This window comes from Burkholderia sp. 3C, assembly GCF_054589155.1.
In genome coordinates this window covers 76,726-96,561 of record NZ_BAAILN010000151.1, presented here as the reverse complement: position 1 = coordinate 96,561, position 19,836 = coordinate 76,726, and the positions used below count along the sequence as shown (strand labels likewise).

Annotated in this window: 16 protein-coding genes; 5 read left to right on the top strand and 11 right to left on the bottom strand. The window is 66.0% G+C overall.

Annotated elements, in window-relative coordinates:
- Nucleotides 1–1,737: acetyl/propionyl/methylcrotonyl-CoA carboxylase subunit alpha (locus ACYP33_RS31380; protein WP_459625103.1), on the top strand; the 1,737-nt coding region annotated here is incomplete at its 5' end.
- A 19-nt stretch (nucleotides 1,738–1,756) separates the two neighbouring features.
- Here the strand turns inward: ACYP33_RS31380 and ACYP33_RS31375 are convergent.
- From ACYP33_RS31375 to ACYP33_RS31345, 7 genes are all read right to left on the bottom strand, one after another.
- Nucleotides 1,757–2,314 carry a chalcone isomerase family protein gene (locus ACYP33_RS31375; RefSeq protein ID WP_459625102.1) on the bottom strand — a complete coding sequence of 186 codons (558 nt, stop codon included), beginning with the start codon at nucleotides 2,312–2,314 and terminating at the stop codon, nucleotides 1,757–1,759.
- Nucleotide 2,315: 1 nt separating this feature from the next.
- Nucleotides 2,316–3,527 carry a class I SAM-dependent methyltransferase gene (locus ACYP33_RS31370; protein ID WP_459625101.1) on the bottom strand — a complete coding sequence of 404 codons (1,212 nt, stop codon included), beginning with the start codon at nucleotides 3,525–3,527 and terminating at the stop codon, nucleotides 2,316–2,318.
- Nucleotides 3,524–4,336 carry a DUF1365 domain-containing protein gene (locus ACYP33_RS31365; protein WP_459625100.1) on the bottom strand — a complete coding sequence of 271 codons (813 nt, stop codon included), beginning with the start codon at nucleotides 4,334–4,336 and terminating at the stop codon, nucleotides 3,524–3,526. The genes ACYP33_RS31370 and ACYP33_RS31365 overlap by 4 nt, the downstream gene beginning before the upstream one ends.
- Nucleotides 4,333–5,631 carry an NAD(P)/FAD-dependent oxidoreductase gene (locus tag ACYP33_RS31360; RefSeq protein WP_459625099.1) on the bottom strand — a complete coding sequence of 433 codons (1,299 nt, stop codon included), beginning with the start codon at nucleotides 5,629–5,631 and terminating at the stop codon, nucleotides 4,333–4,335. The genes ACYP33_RS31365 and ACYP33_RS31360 overlap by 4 nt, the downstream gene beginning before the upstream one ends.
- A 91-nt stretch (nucleotides 5,632–5,722) precedes the next feature.
- Nucleotides 5,723–6,346 (bottom strand): lipocalin family protein, encoded by a 624-nt coding sequence (locus ACYP33_RS31355; protein WP_459625098.1) that lies wholly within the window; start codon nucleotides 6,344–6,346, stop codon nucleotides 5,723–5,725.
- On the bottom strand, nucleotides 6,343–7,437 hold the full coding sequence (locus ACYP33_RS31350; RefSeq protein WP_459625097.1) for a class I SAM-dependent methyltransferase: 1,095 nt from the start codon (nucleotides 7,435–7,437) through the stop codon (nucleotides 6,343–6,345). Before ACYP33_RS31350 ends, ACYP33_RS31355 begins: the two co-directional genes overlap by 4 nt.
- Before the next feature lie 25 nt (nucleotides 7,438–7,462).
- Nucleotides 7,463–8,260: a DUF1295 domain-containing protein gene (locus ACYP33_RS31345; RefSeq protein ID WP_459625096.1), complete on the bottom strand. Its 798-nt coding sequence runs from the start codon at nucleotides 8,258–8,260 to the stop codon at nucleotides 7,463–7,465.
- Nucleotides 8,261–8,764: 504 nt separating this feature from the next.
- On the opposite strand from ACYP33_RS31345, the gene ACYP33_RS31340 reads away from it, so the two are divergent.
- The gene (locus ACYP33_RS31340; RefSeq protein ID WP_459625095.1) at nucleotides 8,765–11,008 is read left to right on the top strand and encodes a hypothetical protein; all 2,244 of its coding nucleotides are present in this window, start codon (nucleotides 8,765–8,767) and stop codon (nucleotides 11,006–11,008) included.
- Between the two features lie 415 nt (nucleotides 11,009–11,423).
- On the opposite strand, the gene ACYP33_RS31335 is transcribed toward ACYP33_RS31340, so the two are convergent.
- Together ACYP33_RS31335 and ACYP33_RS31330 are read right to left on the bottom strand one after the other, a co-directional pair.
- A complete protein-coding gene (locus ACYP33_RS31335) occupies nucleotides 11,424–12,194 on the bottom strand; it encodes an anti-sigma factor (RefSeq protein WP_459625094.1) in 771 nt (256 codons plus the stop codon).
- On the bottom strand, nucleotides 12,191–12,757 hold the full coding sequence (locus tag ACYP33_RS31330) for a sigma-70 family RNA polymerase sigma factor (protein WP_459625207.1): 567 nt from the start codon (nucleotides 12,755–12,757) through the stop codon (nucleotides 12,191–12,193). The genes ACYP33_RS31335 and ACYP33_RS31330 overlap by 4 nt, the downstream gene beginning before the upstream one ends.
- A gap of 363 nt (nucleotides 12,758–13,120) precedes the next feature.
- Here ACYP33_RS31330 and ACYP33_RS31325 point away from each other — a divergent pair, with 363 nt between their 5' ends.
- The 3 genes from ACYP33_RS31325 (at nucleotide 13,121) to ACYP33_RS31315 (ending at nucleotide 17,404) form a co-directional block, all read left to right on the top strand.
- Nucleotides 13,121–15,376, top strand: coding sequence for a TonB-dependent siderophore receptor (locus ACYP33_RS31325; protein WP_459625093.1), 2,256 nt, complete (start codon nucleotides 13,121–13,123; stop codon nucleotides 15,374–15,376).
- Nucleotides 15,377–15,402: 26 nt separating this feature from the next.
- On the top strand, nucleotides 15,403–16,029 hold the full coding sequence (gene pnuC, locus ACYP33_RS31320) for a nicotinamide riboside transporter PnuC (protein WP_459625092.1): 627 nt from the start codon (nucleotides 15,403–15,405) through the stop codon (nucleotides 16,027–16,029).
- A 196-nt stretch (nucleotides 16,030–16,225) separates the two neighbouring features.
- Nucleotides 16,226–17,404 (top strand): phosphotransferase enzyme family protein, encoded by a 1,179-nt coding sequence (locus ACYP33_RS31315; RefSeq protein WP_459625091.1) that lies wholly within the window; start codon nucleotides 16,226–16,228, stop codon nucleotides 17,402–17,404.
- A gap of 25 nt (nucleotides 17,405–17,429) precedes the next feature.
- On the opposite strand, the gene ACYP33_RS31310 is transcribed toward ACYP33_RS31315, so the two are convergent.
- Nucleotides 17,430–18,512 (bottom strand): S1 family peptidase, encoded by a 1,083-nt coding sequence (locus ACYP33_RS31310; protein WP_459625090.1) that lies wholly within the window; start codon nucleotides 18,510–18,512, stop codon nucleotides 17,430–17,432.
- 143 nt (nucleotides 18,513–18,655) lie between these two features.
- Complete coding sequence (locus ACYP33_RS31305) at nucleotides 18,656–19,639, bottom strand: hypothetical protein (protein ID WP_459625089.1); 984 nt, start codon at nucleotides 19,637–19,639, stop codon at nucleotides 18,656–18,658.
- Nucleotides 19,640–19,836 lie beyond the last annotated feature (197 nt).

Here is a 19,836-nt window from a genome sequence, read left to right as displayed (position 1 = left end):
GCGGCGGCCGGCCTGGTGTTCATCGGGCCGCCCGTCGACGCGATCGCCGCGATGGGTTCGAAGGCCGCGGCCAAGGCGCTGATGCAGCGCGCCGGCGTGCCGCTGGTGCCGGGCTATCACGGCGACGACCAGGACCCGGCGCTGCTGCACCGCGAGGCCGACGCGATCGGCTACCCGGTGCTGCTGAAGGCCAGCGCGGGCGGCGGCGGCAAGGGCATGCGGGTGGTCGAGCGCTCGGCCGATTTCCCGGCCGCGCTCGCCTCGTGCCAGCGCGAGGCGGCCAGCAGCTTCGGCAACGATCGCGTGCTGATCGAGAAATATCTGCAACGCCCGCGCCATGTGGAGGTGCAGGTGTTCGGCGACACGCATGGCCACACCGTCTACCTGTTCGATCGGGATTGCTCGGTGCAGCGCCGTCACCAGAAGGTGCTGGAGGAAGCGCCCGCGCCGGGCCTGCCCGACGCACAGCGCCGCGCAATGGGCGAGGCGGCCGTGGCGGCGGCGCGCGCCGTCGGTTACGTGGGCGCGGGCACCGTCGAATTCATCGTCACGGGCGAGCAGTTCTACTTCATGGAGATGAACACGCGCCTGCAGGTCGAGCATCCCGTCACCGAGATGGTCAGCGGGCTCGATCTGGTCGAATGGCAGTTGCGGGCCGCCTCGGGCGAGCCGCTGCCGCTCGGGCAGGCCGATTTGCAGGCCAGCGGCCATGCGATCGAGGCGCGCCTGTATGCCGAGAACCCGGCGCGCGGCTTCCTGCCGTCCACCGGCACGCTGCGCCACCTGCGCCTGCCGAGCGGCGTGGAATTCGCGACCGGCGCGGCCGTGCGGGTGGACAGCGGGGTGCGCGAGGGCGACGCGATCACGCCGTTCTACGATCCGATGATCGCCAAGCTGATCGTGCACGGCGCGGACCGCGAGGAAGCGCTGAAGCGGATGGCGCGCGCGCTGCGCGAGTGCGAGGCGGTGGGGCTGTCGACCAATGCGGCGTTCCTGCAGCGGATCGTGGCCAGCGAGCCGTTCGCCACCGGCGATCTCGATACGGGCCTGATCGAGCGTCATCACGACGCGCTGTTCGCGCCGCAACCGCTGTCGCAGGTGGCCGTCGCGCTGGCCTGCGCGGCCTTGCTGGCGCGCGACGGCGCGCAGGCGCAAGCGCAAGGAACCGGCGGCGTCGCCACCGGCTCGCCGTGGGCCGCGCTCGGCAACTGGCGGCTCAACGGCGCATATCGCCGCACGCTCGACTGGCAGTTGCGCGAACGCGAAAGCGGCCTGCGCGTCGAGTACACGCAGGGCGCGGCGGGTGCGCAACTGACGGTGGGTGACGCCGGCCCGCTGCCGTTCGCGTGGTCGCGCGGCGCGACGCCGCGCGATTTCGTCGTGACGATCGGCACTCAGCGCGGCACCGGCCGGGTGGTGGTCGAAGGCGAGGCGTTCCACGTGTTCGCGCAAGGCAGCGCCGAGACGTTCGACTGGGCCGATCCGCTGGCCCACGCCGGCGACGCCGAACAGGGCGGCGGCCGCCTGACCGCGCCGATGCCGGGCAAGGTGATCGCCGTGCTGGTCGAGCCGGGGCAGGCCGTGGAAGCCGGCGCGCCGCTGCTCGTGATGGAGGCGATGAAGATGGAGCACACCATCGGCGCGCCGAGCGCGGGCGTGGTGGCCGAGGTGCTGTATGCCGTGGGCGATCAGGTGGCCGACGGCGCGCAGTTGATCCGGCTCGACGCTGCAAGCTGAACGCCTTGCCGCGCCGGCGTCAGGGCTGCTCGCCGAGCAGCCGGCGGCGCAGGCGCTCGGCCCGGGTATGCGGATCGAGCCAGATGCCGAAGAACGCCGCCGCGAACGCCGGGTCGTCGATATCGGCCTTCAGCGAGTCGTTCGCATAGAAGCGCGCGCCGTGGCCGGGCAGGTAGACGCCGCATAAGCGGTCGCCCGGGCCGACGTCCTGGAACGCGCGGCGCATGTCGGCCCGCCACGCCGCGAGCGTCGCTTCGGGCAGCGGAGCGGGCGCAAGGCGGCGAATCTCGTCCATGCCAACTTCCACCAGCCGTTCGGCGTGGATCTTGCGCCGGTAGGTCAGCGCCAGCGCGAACGGCACGTCCGGGCTGGTCGGCGCGCGGCTGGCCCACAGCGCCGCGTCGTAGAGACAAAACCCCAGCACGCAAAACTCGCCCGAGCCGATCTGGCGGGCCGCCGGCACGTCGTTGCGGCAATCGGCCGGCGTGTCGGCGCTGGCGAACGCGCAGGCCGTGGCCGCCGCCATCGCCATGCCGAGCAGGCCGTGCGCCGTCCTCCCCCAAGCCCGCGCGCGCATCTCAGCCGTCCCGTTCGATCAGGAAATGCATGACGCCGGTGCGCGCCTCGGCGAACCCGGCCTCGCAATACGCGAGGTAGAGCCGCCAGGTGCGCACGAAGGTTTCGTCATAGCCGAGCGCGCGCACCGCGTCGAGCCGCGCCTCGAACGCCTGCCGCCACAGTTGCAGCGTGTGCGCGTAGTCCTGGCCGAAGCTGAGGGTGGCCCGGGCGCTCAGGCCGCCGCGCTGCGCGGCGCGCACGAACCGCTCCGGGCTCGGCAGCATGCCGCCCGGAAACACGAACTCGCGGATGAAGTCGCTCGACGCGCGGTAGGCCGCGAAACACGCGTCATCGATCGTGATGGTCTGCACCAGCGCCCGGCCGCCCGGCACGAGGCGCTCGCGCAGCGTCGCGAAATAGCCGGGCCAGAACGCCTCGCCCACCGCCTCGAACATCTCGATCGACACGATCGCGTCGTAGTGCCCGTCGAGATCGCGGTAATCGCACAACTCGGCGCTGGCCAGGCCGTCGAGGCCCGCCGCGTGAATCCGCTCGGCCGCCAGCGCCTGCTGGCTCGGCGAGATCGTCACGCCGCGCACGGCGATGCCGAGCCGCGCCGCATGCACCGCGAAGCCGCCCCAGCCGCAGCCGATCTCCAGCACGCGCATGCCGGGCTTCAACCCGAGCGTGTCGACGATGCGCTGGTACTTGGCGTGCTGCGCCTCGGCCAGCGGGCGGGCCGGATCGCCGTCGAAACAGGCCGCCGAATACGTCCAGGTGTCGTCGAGCCACAGCGCGTAGAACGGGTTGCCGATGTCGTAATGCGCGTGGATGTTGCGCCGGCTGCCCGCGCGCGTGTTCGGCCGCAGCCGGTGCCGCAGGTTGTACCAGAGCCGCGCCAGCCGGCCGCCGTGCACGGTGCGCGAGACGGCCGCCTCGTTGCGCATCGCCAGCCGCAGCAGCGCCGTGAAATCGGGCGAATCGAGCCAGCCGGCGCGATAGGCTTCCGCGAAACCGATGTCGCCCGAGCGCAGGATCGCGCGGCAGGCACGCCAGTCGAGCAGACGCAGCACGGCGCTCGGCCCCTGGTGCGGATCGCCGAACACGAACTGCGCGCCCTCGGGCGTCGACAGCGTCAGGTGACCGACGCGCGCGCGCCGCAGCAAGCCGAAAAAGAGCCGCACGGACAGCCCCGCCGCGGCAGGAGTCGAAAACGAACGCAGCAGGGTCATGACGAGGTCTCCCGGTCGTGAAGCGAGGATGGTGCGGATGGGGTGGATTCGGCAGCAGGCGGCGAGGGCGGATGCGCGCCGTGAAACGGCACGCGCTTGAGCCACAGCCGCAGCGCCTGCCAATGGATGCGAAACAGCACGCCGACGATATCGAACGGCTGGCGCGCCAGCGCCCGCCACGCCTGCCGCCCCGTGAACGGCTGCGCGCGCAGCGCCAGCGCGGTGCGCAGCAGCAGGCCGTGGTCGTCGTGGTAATCGATTGCGATGGCCAGCCGCTCGCCGTGCTCGCGCACGCGGAACACGTAGCGGCCCGCCACTTCGCAGAACGGCGAGACGTGGAACACCTTGCGACAGACGAGTTCGGTGGCCGCTTCGATCGGCGCGTGGCCGGGCGCGCTCAACAGATAGCCGTGATGGCCGCCGAAGGTATTGCGCACGTCGGCATACAGCGCCCGCAGCGCGCCCGAGCGGTCGTGGCACAGCCAGAACCCGACCGGATTGAACGCATGGCCGAACACGCGCGGCATGCTGACGAGCCGGATTTCGCCGTCGGCCGGAATGCCGGCCTCGGCGAGTTGGGCGCGCATCCACGGCCCCAGCGGCTGGCCGTCGCGCGGGCCGAAATCACGCATGGCAAGGCCCAGCGGCGCGCGGCGGTCGACGCCGAACCAGCGCCGCTCGATTTGCGCCAGGCGGCCCACGTCGCAGCCGAGATACAGCACCGGATAGTCGAAGCGATGCCGCGCCGGGCGCAGGCGCTCGTGCATGACGCGGCCGGTCAGGAACTGCGCGGCGGCTCGGGCAGTCATGGCGTGGCCCATTGCGGCAGCACGTCGAACGCGGCGGCTACCCGCAACGCCGATTTCAGGCCGTCCTCGTGAAAGCCGTAGCCGGCCCAGGCGCCCGCATACCACGTATGGCGACGGCCTTGCAGCTTGGGCAGGCGCTGCTGCGCGTCGATCGCGGCCTGATCGAGCAGCGGATGCTCGTACTGATACTGGCCGAGCACGCTGCGCTCGGCCGGCGGCTCGAACGGATTGAGCGTGACGATCACCGGCTGCTTGAACGGCAGCGGCTGCAATTGATTGATCAGATAGCTGACGCAGGTTTCCTGCGTGCCGTCCGCGCCTTGCCGCCCGAGGTAATTCCACGCCGACCACACGCTGCGCCGGCGCGGCAGCAGGCGCGCGTCGGTATGCAGTGTGGCGAGATTGCGGCGATAGCGCACCGCGCCGAGCACGTTGCGCTCGGCCTCGTCGGCATCCACCAGCAGGCGCAGGCTGGTGGGCGCGTGGCTGGCCAGCACCACGGCGTCGAAACGCTCGTTGCCGCCTGCGTCGGTGGCCACCGTCACGCCGTCCGGCTCGCGGCGCACGGCCAGCACGGGCGTGTTCAGGCGCACGTCGTCGAGCGTCGCCAGGATGCGCCGCACGTAGTCGCGGCCGCCGCCCACCACCGTCTTCCAGGCCGGGCGGTTGTTGACCTGCAGCAGCGCGTGATTCAGGCAGAAGCGCAGGAACGTGGCGGCCGGGAAGCGCAGCACGTCGTCCGCCTCGCTGGACCAGATCGCCGCCGCCATCGGCAGCAGGTAATGGCGCTGGAACGGCGTGCCGTAACGGCCCTCGGCCAGCAGTTCGCCGACCGAGCAGCGCGTGCGCAACGCCATGTCGAGCTGCGCCAGTGCCGATGCGTTGAAGCGCAGGATGTCGCGCAACATGCCGAGGAACGCCGGCGACAGCAGGTTCTGGCGCTGCGCGAACACCGTGTTCAGGTTGGTGCCCGCCCATTCGAGGCGGCCGCTGTCGAGCGACACCGAGAACGACATGTCGGTCTGGTGCGACTGCACGCCCAACTCGTCGAACAGCGCGATCAGGTTCGGATACGTGCGGTCGTTGAACACCAGGAAGCCGGTATCGACCGGATGGCGCTGGCCATCCAGTTCGACATCCACCGTATTGGTATGGCCGCCCGCGTAGCCGGCTGCCTCGAACAGGGTCACGTGGTGACGGCGGCCCAGCATATAGGCGCTGGCCAGCCCGGCGATGCCGGCGCCGACCACGGCGATGCGTTGTCCGGGCCGCCGTGCGGCGGCTTGATGATCCATGGCGTTCCTGCTCCTGATTCCTGATGACGAACTCGGGGGGCTACAGGGACAGATACGGACGACTCGCCCCCACGGATGCAGCCGCGTGCGATCAATCCTTGCCGTCGGGCCGCGCGAAGCCCGGCTGGCCGAGTTGCGCGGGCGTTTGCGCGACCTGGCGGAAGCGTGCCGTGTCGTAGCCCATCGCGTCGAGCCGCGCCAGCAGCGCCTGATAAGTCGCCGCGTCGATCTGCGGCTCGCGCGCGAGAATCCAGCCGAGCGATTTGCCGGGGTAGCCGAGGATCGTGTAGCGGTAGTCCGGATCGACGTAGAGCGTCAACTGGCTCACGTACACCGGCCAGAACAGCCGCACGCGCCAGGCGCCGCCGCCGCTGCCCGGCTGCACCGTATCCACGAAGCTGTGCGTGGTTTCCGGCGCGTCGAAGCTGCCCTTGCGGCCCGCGAAGCCGTCGTCGATCCGGCCGTCCTCGCGCAACGCCCAGTGCACGCGACTGCCCACGAAGCCGCGTTCCGCGAAGTAGGGGATGTTCGCGATCACGTACCAGCGGCCCATGTAGCGCGGCAGATCGACCGGCACCGTTTGCAGCGGCACCGCCGCGCGCGGGTTCGGGTTCGGCGGGTCGTTCGAGCAGGCGGACAGCGCCGGCAGCAGCGCGGCGGCGGCCACCACGAGCACACTCGCGCGGGCCAGGCGGATCAGGCGTGCGCGGCTCATCGCGACACCTGGCGCTTTTCGAGCAGGCAGTGCGCCACGCCCCATTCGCGGCCGTGCGCATAGCCGAACAGTTCCGCCACCGCCATGTAGAACATGCGCCAGCGCTGGAACCACAGCGCCGCGTCCGCGCCGTACACGCCCTCGAATACCGGCATCACCGCCTCGCGCTCCATGTCCAGCGAGGCCAGCCATTGCTCGGCGGTGCGCGCGTAGTGGCGGCCGTCGAGCCACCATTGGCGCGAGACGCGCAGATCGTCCTGGAAGTGCAGCAGCAGCGTGGCCGACGGCATGGTGCCGCCCGTGAAGAAATGGCGCGACATCCAGTCCGTGCCGTCCTGAGAATCGAAGTGATAGGCCGCCGTGCGGTGCGCGAAGTGATGGACGAACAGCCGGCCGTCGTCGTGCAGCCAGCTCGCGATCTTGGCCAGCAACGCGCCGTAGTTCTTCATGTGCTCGAACATCTCGATCGACACCACGCGGTCGAAGCCGCGTTCTTCCGGCGCGAAATCGAAATCGGCGATGTTGCCCGTGACGATGCGCAGGTTCGTCAGGCCGCGCTCCGCCGCGCGGCGCTCGATGAAGCGGCGCTGGCCGTGCGAATTCGACAGCCCGACGATGCGGGCCGCCGGATAGCGCTCCGCCAGCCACAGCGACAGCGAACCCCAGCCGCAACCCAGATCGAGGATGCGCTGGCCGTCCGCCAGGCCCGCGCGCTCGGCATAGCAGTCGAGCATCGCATCCTCGCCTTGCGCGAGCGTTTCCGTGCCGCGCGGGTAGTAGCCGCAGGAGTATTTGAGGCGCGGGCCGAGGTGCTGCTCGAAGAAGGTGTCCGGCACTTCGTAGTGCTGGCGGTTGGCGGCTTGCGTGTCGATTGCGATCGGGCTCGCGCGCAGTTCGGCCAGCAGGTGCTGGAGGGCGTCCGCGCTGCGTTCGCCGTCGTGCGCGAACGCTTCGCGCAGGCGGGTGCGCATCAATTGGCGCATGGCGGCGCGGATCAGCATGTCGGGCAGCCAGCCGCGCTCGCAGCACTGGATCAGCCAGGGTTCCGGGGCGTGCGGCGCGGGCGTGGGGTTGGTAGCGGTCGTGCTCATCGTGAGGCTCCTTGCGGTTGAGGGCTCAGCGCGGGCCGGCAGGCGGCGAGCGGCGCGGCGGCCAGGGGATCAGGGCGCTGGTGGTGCGGATGTAGTCGTCGTAGCCAGGGCGGGTGTGGATCAGGCGGGCTTCGAGTAGGGGGATGCCGGATAGCTTCATCAGTAGCCAGGCCATGACGAAGGGGGGGATCAGGGTCAGCCAGCCCCAGGGCAGGCGAATCGCCAGGGCGGTGTAGGCGAACCAGTGCAGGCATTCGAAGAAGTAGTTCGGGTGGCGGGAGTAGCGCCAGAGGCCGGTGCGGCAGACTTCGCCTTTGTTTTGGGGGTTGGCGGTGAAGTGGGCTAGTTGGCGGTCTGCTAGGCCTTCGCCGGCTACTGACACGAGCCAGATTGCGATGGCGACTATGGCGTCGGGAGCGGCGACGGGCTCGGGGCGGAAGGCTGGGACGAAGAAGGCGATGGCCAGGATTAGGGCGACTACCGCCTGGAGTTGGAAGAACCAGAAGAAGCGGGAAGGGGCTGCGGTGCCCCATTGGTCACGGAATTGACGGTAGCGGGCGTCTTCGGGGTGGCCGAAGTTGCGTTTCCAAAGGTGGTGGGCAAGGCGTAGGCCCCAGAGGGTGCCACCGATGGCTACGAGCCAGCGGTTTGATGGGGCGCCGGTGCCGGTTAGGGCGGTCAGGATTGCGACTAGCGCCAAACCTAAGGCCCAGATTGGGTCGATCATGCCGGCGTTCTGGCTGCGGAGTTGCCAGAGCCAGACGGCTGAAAACAACGCGATCAGGGTTGCGGCGGATATGGCGATGACCAGGGGGAGGGGCATGAGGGGTCCGGGATCGGGGGGCTCATGGGGAGGTACGGATGGGGGCGGGGGATGGATGCAGGGGGAGGTGGAAATTGGAGCCCCCTGCACTGAGGGACCTGGCGACGGGGCACTTAACGGATTTTGGGAAAAGGCAGTGTTTGACCCGGAGAGAGATAGGGCACCGAAGATCAAAGACTCTTCCCGACCCACAGCGGACTTACGGCGCGCGAAGCAGTCAATTTCTGCGTTCCCGGGGACAATAGTCAACACATCAAAAGATTCAAGTCAGCCAAATATCGGTAGATCCCGTAGCGATGGAGCTCCCAGCACGGAACAAACTGAAGCATCCCGGTTGGAAATCGCGCCGTTAACTCCAGCGCTGTTACGCGGTAACGGATGCTCAGATGTCTCTCAGTTCGCACCCAAAAATTGCCGAAGTTCTGGGTGTGGAGTAGCATATTCACGCTTCAACATATCGCATCATATGCAACCACCTTGAGCCCCGGGGGGCAAGTGAATAAAATGGCAAAGGCTTCTCAGAAAAAAATGAAATGGCAGGATCTCGAAAAGATGGTCCGGGTAATTGCCGAAATCAAATTTTCCGCCCCTGCCCGCGCAGAAGATATAGCGGGAGTCAAATGCGATTGCGTTATACATCTGGATGATGGCAGTGCTGTTATTGTCGAGGTTAGCAAGGAGAATGAAATTGACAAGTTGCGCAAGGATATAAATAAATTTAATACAATCCGGCCACATTTTTTTGGTCGGAATATTTTCCCAAAATGCCATTTCGTCACAATCGAAAATCCGACCCCATCGTTAATAGAGGCGGGCAAGGCTGCCAACGTATCAGTATTTTCGGTTGAGCAATATTTCAATTTTTTGCTTGGCCATGAAAATTACAAAAACGTCCGAATAACACATGCATTCGGATCGGCGGTTGATTTGTATTCTGGTGAGCCTGATCTTAAATCCTATGTTTCCGTTAATTATTTTTCTGAGGCCGGTGATCCATATAGCGTCGCAAAGATCGCGGAAGAGCTCGTTCAGGGGAAAACGGTTGTCCTGATCGGTGACTATGGGTCTGGAAAAAGCCGATGTGTAAAAGAAATTTTTGAGTATCTGAGCGGCGATCCATCGAAATCTCGTTATCATTTTCCAATTGCTATTAATTTAAAGGAAAACTGGGGGCTGAAACGGGCAACAGAGTTCATTACTCGCCACTTTACCGATCTTGGATTAGGCGATCTGGTGCAAGATTCCTTGAAAACCGCTTTCTCGCCAGCGTCAATTTTTCTACTTGATGGGTTCGACGAAATCGGAGCGCAAACTTGGAGTGACGACCCCACAAAGTTGGTCGAAATTCGCAGACAGTCCCTTGTCGGTGTGAAGGATATTATTCAGCGCGCAAAGGGAGGGGTTCTAATAACAGGCCGTGAACATTACTTTAATAATGATGCTGAATTACTCGAGTGCTTGGGTCTGGGGCACAAAGATGTTCTATTTTTAAGATGCAATCAGGAACTCACTAGTCCGCAGTTCTCGGAAATGGTTGGCAGAACTATCACGGACCTCCCGGCGTGGGTTCCAAAAAAACCACTTATTGGGACAATTATTAGGGATATGGAGCCATCGATCATCGATTCGCTCTTTTCAACCAGTACCGGGCAAATTGATTTTTGGGACATTCTTCTAACTACGTTCTGCGAACGAGAAGCGAAAATCAACCCGATTCTTGATCCGATAATAATTAGAAGTTTGTACTCTCACATCGGCAGACTTTCCCGGGCGACCAAAAATGCGTTGGGGCCGATTGCAATTAGAGATATCAATGAAGCGTTTGAAAGAACTACGGGTAGGCCGCCAACCGATGAGTCCGCGATCATTCTTCAACGCCTTCCTGGCTTGAGTCGAATTGGCGCGGAAAGCCTAGATCGCCAATTTGTTGATACGTATATATTGGATGGATTAAAGGCAGAAGATCTACTGACACTTTATGGAGGTAGTGATGGCGGGGCTTTGAAGGTTGAATGGAAGCACCCGATTGAATCGTTCGGTGCATTTTATGTGGCAACTCGAATCGAAAGCGTCAAGCAAATTCCTACGATGGTTGCCTTCATTAAACGCTACCACAGTTCGGAAAATAAAGTCTTACTGTCGGATTTGCTGTCCTCTTTGTTACTTTGCGATGGTCATTCGATTGATCTTGGCGGTTTGGCTATTGATAAAGGGCGTTTTCACAACATCTCTCTTTCATCGTCAAAGTTGATTAATTTTAGCCTCAACGATTGCTATGTTGGAAGCCTTGACGTAACTGAAGCTGATCCTCAAGGTGTCAGGCTGGCGAACTGCGTCATCGACATTTTGGATGGTGTGGCAGATGAGGATAATTTACCAGCGTGGATTTTTAATCCACTGGTTGGGCAATACCAGTCCGTTAGCACTCTTGCGGCTATTCGTCAGGCGGGGCTCTCTGTTGCTCAAACTTTTTTACTCACTAGTTTGCGAAAGTTATTCCTTCAGCCGGGAGCCGGGAGAAAAGAAAGCAGTATGTATAAGGGTTTTGGTGATTCGACAAGCAAGAAGATTTGTGAAAAGGTTCTTTCCGCTCTTATTTACCATAAATTTTGTACCCGATTTAAGGGTTCAAGTGAAGGAACATTCTTGCCAAACCGCAGTTTGACTCCTCGGGCTCGGGCGATAATGAACCAAATGACCTTGTCAAAAGACGAACTGTGGGCTGCTGTTAGTCGTATAGAACATTAGTTGATTGCTACGTTCCAGGGTGATGAAGGGCACCAATATTTTGTGGAATGTATAACAAATTTTCCAACGGGGGAGGCTTGCTTCCCCCTATTTTTTTCCAAAATCAAATAAACGCCTCGCAATCCGTTGGTTGTCCGATTGTCGCCTTTCTTACTCGGATTAGTGTCGTTCAGACATTGGCCCTGCCGCGAGAAGTAGTACGTCGACCACGCTCATTATCGCCTTCATCAAAGGCGCGAGCATATAGGACGATCGAACGTTCGTTGGCAAGGCGGAGCCGACATCTGAGCGCCCTAACGAAGCAACCGGCGGACGCTTTCTTGGCCGACTGCAGCCAACCGACAATTGCCCCCTAAACGCGCGCAGGAAAGCAAAAAAATCCGTGTCAAAATGGCGTAGGCGCTTGATCACCCCCTCAAGAAACCCGCAGCGCCCCACTAGCAATCACCGGCCCAGTAGGCTGCCCCGTAACCGACCCACCTTCCGGCTCAACCGAAACCGCCAACGTCGCACTAGCAACCAACTGCGCCACGATCTTCGCCGGCAGCGCCATCGAAGCTGGCGCATCCGCCGGGAACACGCCCAGCGCAATCGGTTTCTCCCCATTAGGAATCAACCAAAGCTCCGTCGACCGCCCACTTGCCACTTGCGGATGCACTGCCGGCACCACGACCATATTCCCGCGCTGCAAATCGACCGTCGCCGTCCAGTGCGCAACGCCGTCGGTACGGGCGAGGGTAGCGACCAGATACCCGCTCGGCTGCGAAGAAGAACCAGAAGACCCAGAAGGAGCCGAAACCCCGCCAGACGGAGCCTCCCGCAACACCCCCAAATTCACCGCCAACAAAACCACCACCGCGACACTCGCCCCAACCCCCACCCAGCGCCACAAATCGAGCGAATTCCACCACCCACCACCCCGCGCAGGTTGGGCCACGGAAATCGGCGCAGCCGGCAAAAATCCCAAATCACGCCGAATCCGCGTCCAAACCCGCTCAGGCGGCTCCACCGCAGCAAGCTCATCAGCCAGCGGCGCCAACCGCACCAACCAGGCATCGAGCGTCGCCCGCAACACCGCATCGCGTCGAACATCACGCTCAAGCTGCCGGCGCGAGTCGGAATCAAGCACGCCGAGCGCATATTCAGCGCAGCGCAGGTCGTCGTCGGAGAAGGCAGGGGTATTCATCGCTCGAGGCACAGCTTCAGTTGCAGGAGACTGCGGCGAATCCAGCTTTTCATGGTGCCGAGCGGCACGCGCAGGCGTTCAGCCAGTTCGGCATAAGTCGCACCCGTAAAGAACGCTTCGCGAATCGCACCACGCTGCTGCGCTTCGAGCGCCTGCAGGCACTGCTCGAGCCGGCGGCGTGCCTCGCTCGATTCGGCCAGTTCGGCGGGAGTGGGGGAGTCGTCTTCGATGGCGTCGGCCTGCTCGTCGTCGAGCGGGCTTTCGCGATGCTGGCGCAGGCGGTCGATGCAGCGGTTGCGGGCCAGTGTGAGCAGCCAGGTCATGGCGCTGCCGCGCTCCGCATCGAAGCTGTCGGCACGACGCCAGGCGCTGGTGTACACCTCCTGCAGCAGATCCTCGGCCTCGCTGCGGTCATGCACCATCCGCACGATCACGGCAAAAACGCGCGACGAACTGAGACGGTACAGCGCCTCGAACGCCGGCTGGTCGCCCTGGGCGACACGTTGCAAAGCCTGGTTGAGCTGGGCGCGCCGCGCCTCGTCGGCATCGGGACTCTCGGTCATGTCGGGCGTGATCTTGACGCGCGGATTCGATGCCGCGCTGCGTCGTGGCTGAAGTGTCACGAAATATAGCATCGGCGGTGCGCCGCCGTATATCGTGCCGCTCCAGCCTGCCTGTCTGATCGTCATGGTGGCGCGTCCGTCGTTACCGATACCTGTACATACGGACGAACCGGCACGCAGGATGCAGCGGATTGCGCAACCGGCGCGTCGCACACCGTTGCCTGGCCGCATCGGCCGGCCTGCGGCGGGCCGCCGCTGCGCTATGATCACGCCTTTTACGCGCCCCGCCCGGCGCGGGCCGCGGGTTTGCCCCGGTTTGAGCGGTTTCCCTGTTACTCCCCTGATTTCCAGATGACTCGACGAATGCCCGCGGCTGCGCTGCGGAAACTCCCGCGACCGCGCACGTTGCAGCGGCAACTCGGCCTCGGCTTGACCGTGATGGCGGCGCATGCCGTCGCCGCCCCGGCCGATGCGCCGGCCGCCGCGCCGGTGCCGGCCTCCGAAACGCGTACCGGCAAGGACGACGCCACCGCCACCCGCGTGCTGCCGGCGGTCGCCGTGTCGGGCCGCGCGGATGCATCGTGGCGCGCACGCACGGCGTCGGTCACGGGCCGCGACGACGCGTCGATCCTCAACACGCCGGCCTCGGTCACGGTGGTGACGGCCGCGCAGATCGCCGACCAGCAAGCGAAGACAGTAGCCGACGTGCTGCGCAACGACGCCTCGGTCAACGCGGACTACACGCCGGTGGGCTATTACGGCAACTTCACGATCCGCGGCTTCCCGCTCGATCCGGCGAGCGCGCTGCGGCTGGATGGCCTCGCGCTGTCGGGCGAGCAGAACGTGCCGCTGGAAAACAAGTCGCGCGTGGAGATCCTGAAAGGGTTGGCGGCGATCGACAGCGGCGTGCTGTCGCCGGGCGGCGTGGTCAACTTCGTCAGCAAGCGGCCGGAGAACGTGTCGAGCGTGACGGCAGGCGTGGACAGCCGCGGTTCGACCTCGGCCTCGGTGGACCTGGGCCGCCGCTTCGGCCCGGACAATCAGTTCGGGTTCCGGATCAACGCGGCGAAGGAAAACATCCACTCGTACGTGGACGACGCGAACGGCCGCCGCACGTTCGGCTCGATCGCGGCGGACTGGAACATCACGCCGCGCGCCAGCCTGCAGGTCAACGCGGAATTCCAGCAGTGGATCCAGCGCTCGGTGTCGGGCTATCAACTGCTGGGCGGCACGGTGGTGCCGCCGGCAGCCTCCACCTCGAAGCTGCTCGGCGTGCAGCCGTGGGCCAAGCCGGTCACGACCGACGCGCTGAACCTCAACGCCCGCTTCGACTACGCGTTCAACGACGACTGGCGCGCCTACGTCACGGGCGGGCGCAGTCGCACGATGATCGACGACAACGTGGCGTTCGCCTACGGCTGCGGCTATTCGCCGAGCTGCGGCGCGGGCGGCACCTCGCCGTTCTTCTTCGCGTCGAACGGCGATTTCGACGTATACGACTACCGCAGCCCCGGCGAATACCGCCGCAACGACGAAGTGCGCGCGGCCGTGTCGGGCAAGTTCACGACCGGCCCGCTGCGCCACGACGTGCTGTTCGGCGTGGGCGCATTGCATCGCGTGGTGCGGCTGTCTGATGCCGTCTACGACTACGTGGGCACCGACAATATCTACGGCCCCGATCAGGCGTTCGCGCCGTCGCCGAACGAGGCGAGCGTGTCGTATCCGCAGCTCGACGCGTGGCAGGTGTCGCTATTCGCGTCCGACAAGATCAGCCTGGGCGATCACTGGCAGGTGCTGCTGGGCGGCCGCCAGGTGCTGCTGCGCCAGCGCGCCTGGACCAGCCAGGACGGCGACACCACTCGCACCGATCGCACCAAGTTCCTGCCGCAACTGGCGCTGGTCTACAAGCCGGTCGCGCCGCTGACGTTCTACGGCTCGTACAGCAAGGATCTGTCGCTCGGCGATCAGGCGCCGGTGCGCGCCAGCAATGCCTACGCGTTCCTGCCGCCGATCGAATCGAACGCCTATGAAGTGGGCGCGAAATACGACTGGGCCAACCGCCTGACGCTGACGGCCGCCGCGTTCACGATCAGCCGGCCGTTCCAGTTCGCGCAGCCCGACTCGTCGGACGCCGGTTACACGTTCGTGCAGCAGGGCCGCGAACGTCACGACGGCATCGAACTCGGCGCGTCGGGCCAGGTGACCGAACGTCTCGCGCTGAACGCGTCGCTGACGGCGATCCGCGCGCGGGCCTACGATTCCGGTTCGCCCGCCTACGAAGGCCATCAGGTGATCAACACGCCGCCGCTGCGCGCCACGCTGAATGCCGACTACGCGGTGCCGGGCCTGCCGGGCTTCCATCTGCTCGGCGGCCTCGAATACAGCGCCGGCCGCACGGCCAACGAGGAAGGCACGGCGCGCGTGCCGGGCTGGATCGTGGTGAACGCGGGCGCGCGCTACAGCACCAAGCTCGGCGGGCACCGCATCACGGCGCGGTTGTGGGTCGACAACCTGTTCAACCGCTATTACTGGCGCGATGCCGGCGAGCAGCAGGGCGACGCCTACCTGTTCCTCGGCGCGCCGCGCACGGCGCGGATGTCGGTCACGTACGACTTCTGAGCGCCGCGCGCCCCGGAGACCGCCCCATGTCACCTCTCGAAATTGCCGGTGTGATCGTCAGCGCGCTGGCGATCTGGCTGACGGCGCGGCGCAACATGCTGTGCTGGCCGATCGGGCTGGCGTCGGTCGCGCTGTACGCGTGGATCTTCCTCGACGCCAAGCTGTATTCGGACATGCTGCTGCAAGGCGCGTTCGCCGCGCTGCAACTGTTTGGCTGGTATCGCTGGCTGGTGCAGCGGCGCGCATCGGCCGGCCAGCCCGGCGAGGGCGAGCAGCCGGTGCTGCCCGAGCGCGACGTCGGCTTGCGCCGCCTCGCGCCGGGGCTGCTCGCGGCCGTGGTGCTCAGTGTGCTGCTGGGCAGCGCGATGGCCCACTGGACCGACGCCTCGCTGCCGTATGTCGATGCCACGCTGACGGCGTTCAGCCTCGTCGCCCAATACTGGACGGCGCGCCGCTATATCGCGTCGTGGCAGCTGTGGCTGGTGGTGGACGTGATCTACGTGGGCATGTTCGTCTACAAGGCGCTGTATCTGACGGCCGGGCTGTATGCGCTGTTCGTGGTGCTGGCCGCGATCGGCTGGCGCGATTGGGCGAGGGCGCTGGCGCGCGCGGATGCCGAAGCCGAAGCCGTGCGGCTGGAGACGAGCCGATGAGGCGCGTCGGATCGGCCGCTTGGGTTCGCCGGCTCGACGAGGCCACGCATGAGCACCGATTTGCCCTGGGACTCGGTCAATTCCATCGGCCAACTTGGCCTGCCGACGCAGCGAGGCCACGCATGAGCGCTGATTGCCCCCGAGGCTTGGTCAATACCATCGGCCAACTTCGCCTGCCAGCGCAACAAGGCCGCGCATGAACCCCGATTCCCCCCGCGACCCCGCCGAGGACGCCGCACCCGCGCCGCTCCAGTTCACTGTCGATGGCGAAACGGCCGAACGCGACTGGCCGCTGATCACGCGCGCCGAAGTGGCGGGGCTGCTGGCCGATTTCCCGCAAGCGGCCGAACTCGCGCGGCTGTCCTGGCACAGCCCGCGGCCGTTCTCGGCCGCCGTGCTGGCCAGCGCAGGCGACGGCGCGGAACTGTTCGTCAAGCGTCACCACGCGGCGATCCGCGACGTGGCCGGCTTGGAAGAAGAGCACCGCTTCATGGCGCACCTGCGCGCGCAGGGCGTGCCGGTGGCCGAGGTGCTGACCGACGCGGCGGGCCGTACCGCCGTGTCGCGCGGCGACTGGACCTACGAGGTGCATCGCGTGTCGCCGGGCGTGGATACCTATCGCGGCGTGATGTCGTGGAAGCCGTTCTTTCACACGACCCACGCGGCGGCGGCCGGGCGCATGCTGGCCACGCTGCATCGCGCGGCAGCCGTTTACGACGCGCCCGCGCGCGAGCTTCGGCCCCTGTTGACGAGCTTTCGCGTGTTGTCCTCGCCCGACCTGGGCGCGGCGCTCGACGCGTGGGTCCACGCGCAGCCGGGCCTGGCGCGCGCGCTCGACGGCCGCGACTGGCACGCCGACGTGATGCGCGAGATCGCGCCGTTCCATCGTGAACTCGTGCCGCTGCTCGACACGCTCGCGCCGTGCTGGACCCACGGCGACTGGCACGCCTCGAACCTGCTCTGGAGCGGCGACGACGCCGCCGCCGAGGTGGTCAGCGTGCTCGATTTCGGCCTGAGCGACCGCACCTGCGCCGTGCTCGATCTCGCCACGGCGATCGAGCGCAACCTCGTCGATTGGCTCGCGCCAGCGCAATCGCGCCGCGTCGAGTTCGCACAACTCGACGCGCTGCTCGACGGTTACGAATCGGTGCAGCCGCTCGCGCGCGACGCCTACCGCGCGCTGATCGCGCTGCTGCCGATCGCGCATGCCGAGTTCGCGCTGTCGGAGGTGGAGTATTTCAACGGGATCTTGTCGTCGCCGGTGGGCACCGAGGCGGCCTACGACGGCTACCTGATCGGCCATGCGCGCTGGTTCGCCGGGCCGGACGGTCAGCGGCTGCTGGACGCGCTGCGCGCGCGGATGCCGGCCGCCTGAGCGCAGCCCGCCCGCGCGTCGAGCGTTATTGCGCGGGCGGCTTCGGTTGCGGCTGAGGCTGCGTCGCCTGTGCCGGGTTCCACACCACGGCGTTGTCCACCGCGTAAAAGCGGTACGTCACATGCGCCTGCCGCCATTGCTGCTGGAACTGCGCCAGTTCGGCCGAGGTGGAAATCGAACCGAACTTGCCGTCGCTCGTGAACACGAACGCGCGCGGCGGCGCGAGCAGCAGGAATTGTCGGTAGGCCAGCACCACGGGCGCCTTCTGGGCGGCCGGCACGGGCAGGGCGTTCAGGTCCGAGATCGCCGCGAAGCCGCTGCCGAGCGCGTGCCCGTCGGGCGAGAACTGGATGCCCACGCCCTTCATCGTGGCCTGCCAGGCGGCCACTTCCTTCCCATAACGGTCGGGCAGTTGCGCGACCCATTCGGCCGGATACGAAAACGCGAAATTCTCGGTGGCGGTGGCCACCGAGCGCACCACGCCGATCAACCGGCCCTGTTCGTCGAACAGGCCGCCGCCGCTCGACCCGCTGGCCACCGGCGTGGACGACTGGATGATCGGCACCTGGCTCTCCGGCTCCTGGCGCAGCGAGGAGATCAGCCCGTCGGTCAGCGACAGTTCCAGCCCGCGCGGGCTCGAAATCACATACACGCGCTGCCCGACGCGCAGCGTGCTGATCGGCGCGATCGGCACCGGCTGGCGATCGATGCCGCCGGCCACGCGCAGCAGGCACATGTCGCGGCGGTTGTCGGGGTCGCGCAGCACTTCGTCCACGTTGACGGTGTCGGGGCCATTGGCCAGCTTGATGTCGATGGCCTTCTCGACCACATGGCAGGCCGTGATGAAACGGCCCGGCGCGATCAAGACCGCGCTGCCGATCATGAACTGGTTGTTTTCGGGTTGGGCCGCCTTGACCGTCCAGATCTTCGGCGAGACGGTGGCGAACACCTGTTCGGCGTGCGTCGCGCCCGGCTGCGGGGCGGCTTGGGAAGCTTGGGAAGCTTGCGGCGGGGCGGGCTGCTGGGCGAGCGCGCCGGTGCCGATCCCGGCGAGCAGCCAGAGCGCATGACGCCAGGCCGCGGCGCTGTGTTTCCTGTCGATGCGCATGTGAGGTTCCTCGTGGGGCAACGATGCGGTGGCGATCCGTCAGGCAAGGCGCGGCGGGAAACACGGGCAGATCGGGCCACCGATTATAGTCGGTGGCGCCGTGGGGATGCGGAAGCGGGAAGGCTAGGAAACGGCCGCGCGCGTCAACCGATCTCGGTAAAGCGCGCGCTGTCGAGCGGCAGCTTCAGGCGCGCCGCCATGCGCTCGAACGCGCGATCCCAACCGGCCGATTGCGGCACATGGCGGTCGTAGATCTCGCCGAGCTTGCGGAACAGCGCCTCGCTCGGCATGCCGCCGTGCTGCTGGTAAGCCGCGTGCCATTCCTGGATGCAGGCCAGCGGCATGGCCACCGCCGCGTCGCGCACGAACGCGGCGCGATCGATGCCGCTCGTCATCGCCTGCTCGGTGAAACGCAGCGTCTGGAACACCGCTTCGCCCTCGTCGGTCAGGCGCTCGTGGCAGTACGACGCCGGGTCGGCCGCGTGTTCGCGCGGGCCGCGCTGGGCGTGCGTGACCTCGTGGATGATGGTCAGCGCGGCCAGCGTCGTGTTCTCCATCATCTGCGTGTTGAGCAGGATCGTGCCCACGCCGCGCTGCGGCTCGCGCTCGTATTTGACGGTGCCGCTGCGCGCGTCGTAGTACGGCGCGGCGTTGCGGATGGTGCAGGACGTCTCCCGCGTCGGATGGAGGCTGAAGCCGGCCTGCCGCGCCCACTGCAGGCACTGCGCCACCATCGGCCAGCGCGCGGCGGCGCGCGAGCCGTCGTATTTCATCTCGTCGAAGTGCGGGCGGCGCGACGGCGCGGACGCAGCCGGTGCCGTCGCGAGCCCGTGCGAGCGGGCCGCCACCATCGTGCGCAGGTGCGGGCTGGGTGGTGGAGACGCGGCGCGGCGGGTCGAAGCAGGCTCCCCGGCGTCGCTTGCAGACGTGGACAGCACCGGGCGGGCCGTGATCCTGCGTGGCGCGCCGTTCCGGTCGGCACCGGTGGCCGACAGATCCGCCAGCGGGCCGCCTGCCCGTGCGGTGGGTGTGCCCGGCGCGGCGGGCGCGGGGTCGGCATGCGGCGTGGTGTCCGCATGGGGATCGTGGTTCGCGTTGAGGTTCGATGTCCGCGAAATAGTCGCCATCGTTGAGTGCAATCCAGTGTTCAACTGGCGCCAGTTTGCGAGTGGCGTGCGATGGCGTTTGCCGGAAATGCGAACCGGCATGGCCGTGTGCGAAGCGCGGCGACATGAAATTGGCGAGATGCGACACCATCGCGTCGTATTTGCCGACGATGCGGCGAGACCCAAGCGAACCGGCAATTCCGCCCGGCTCGCCGCCC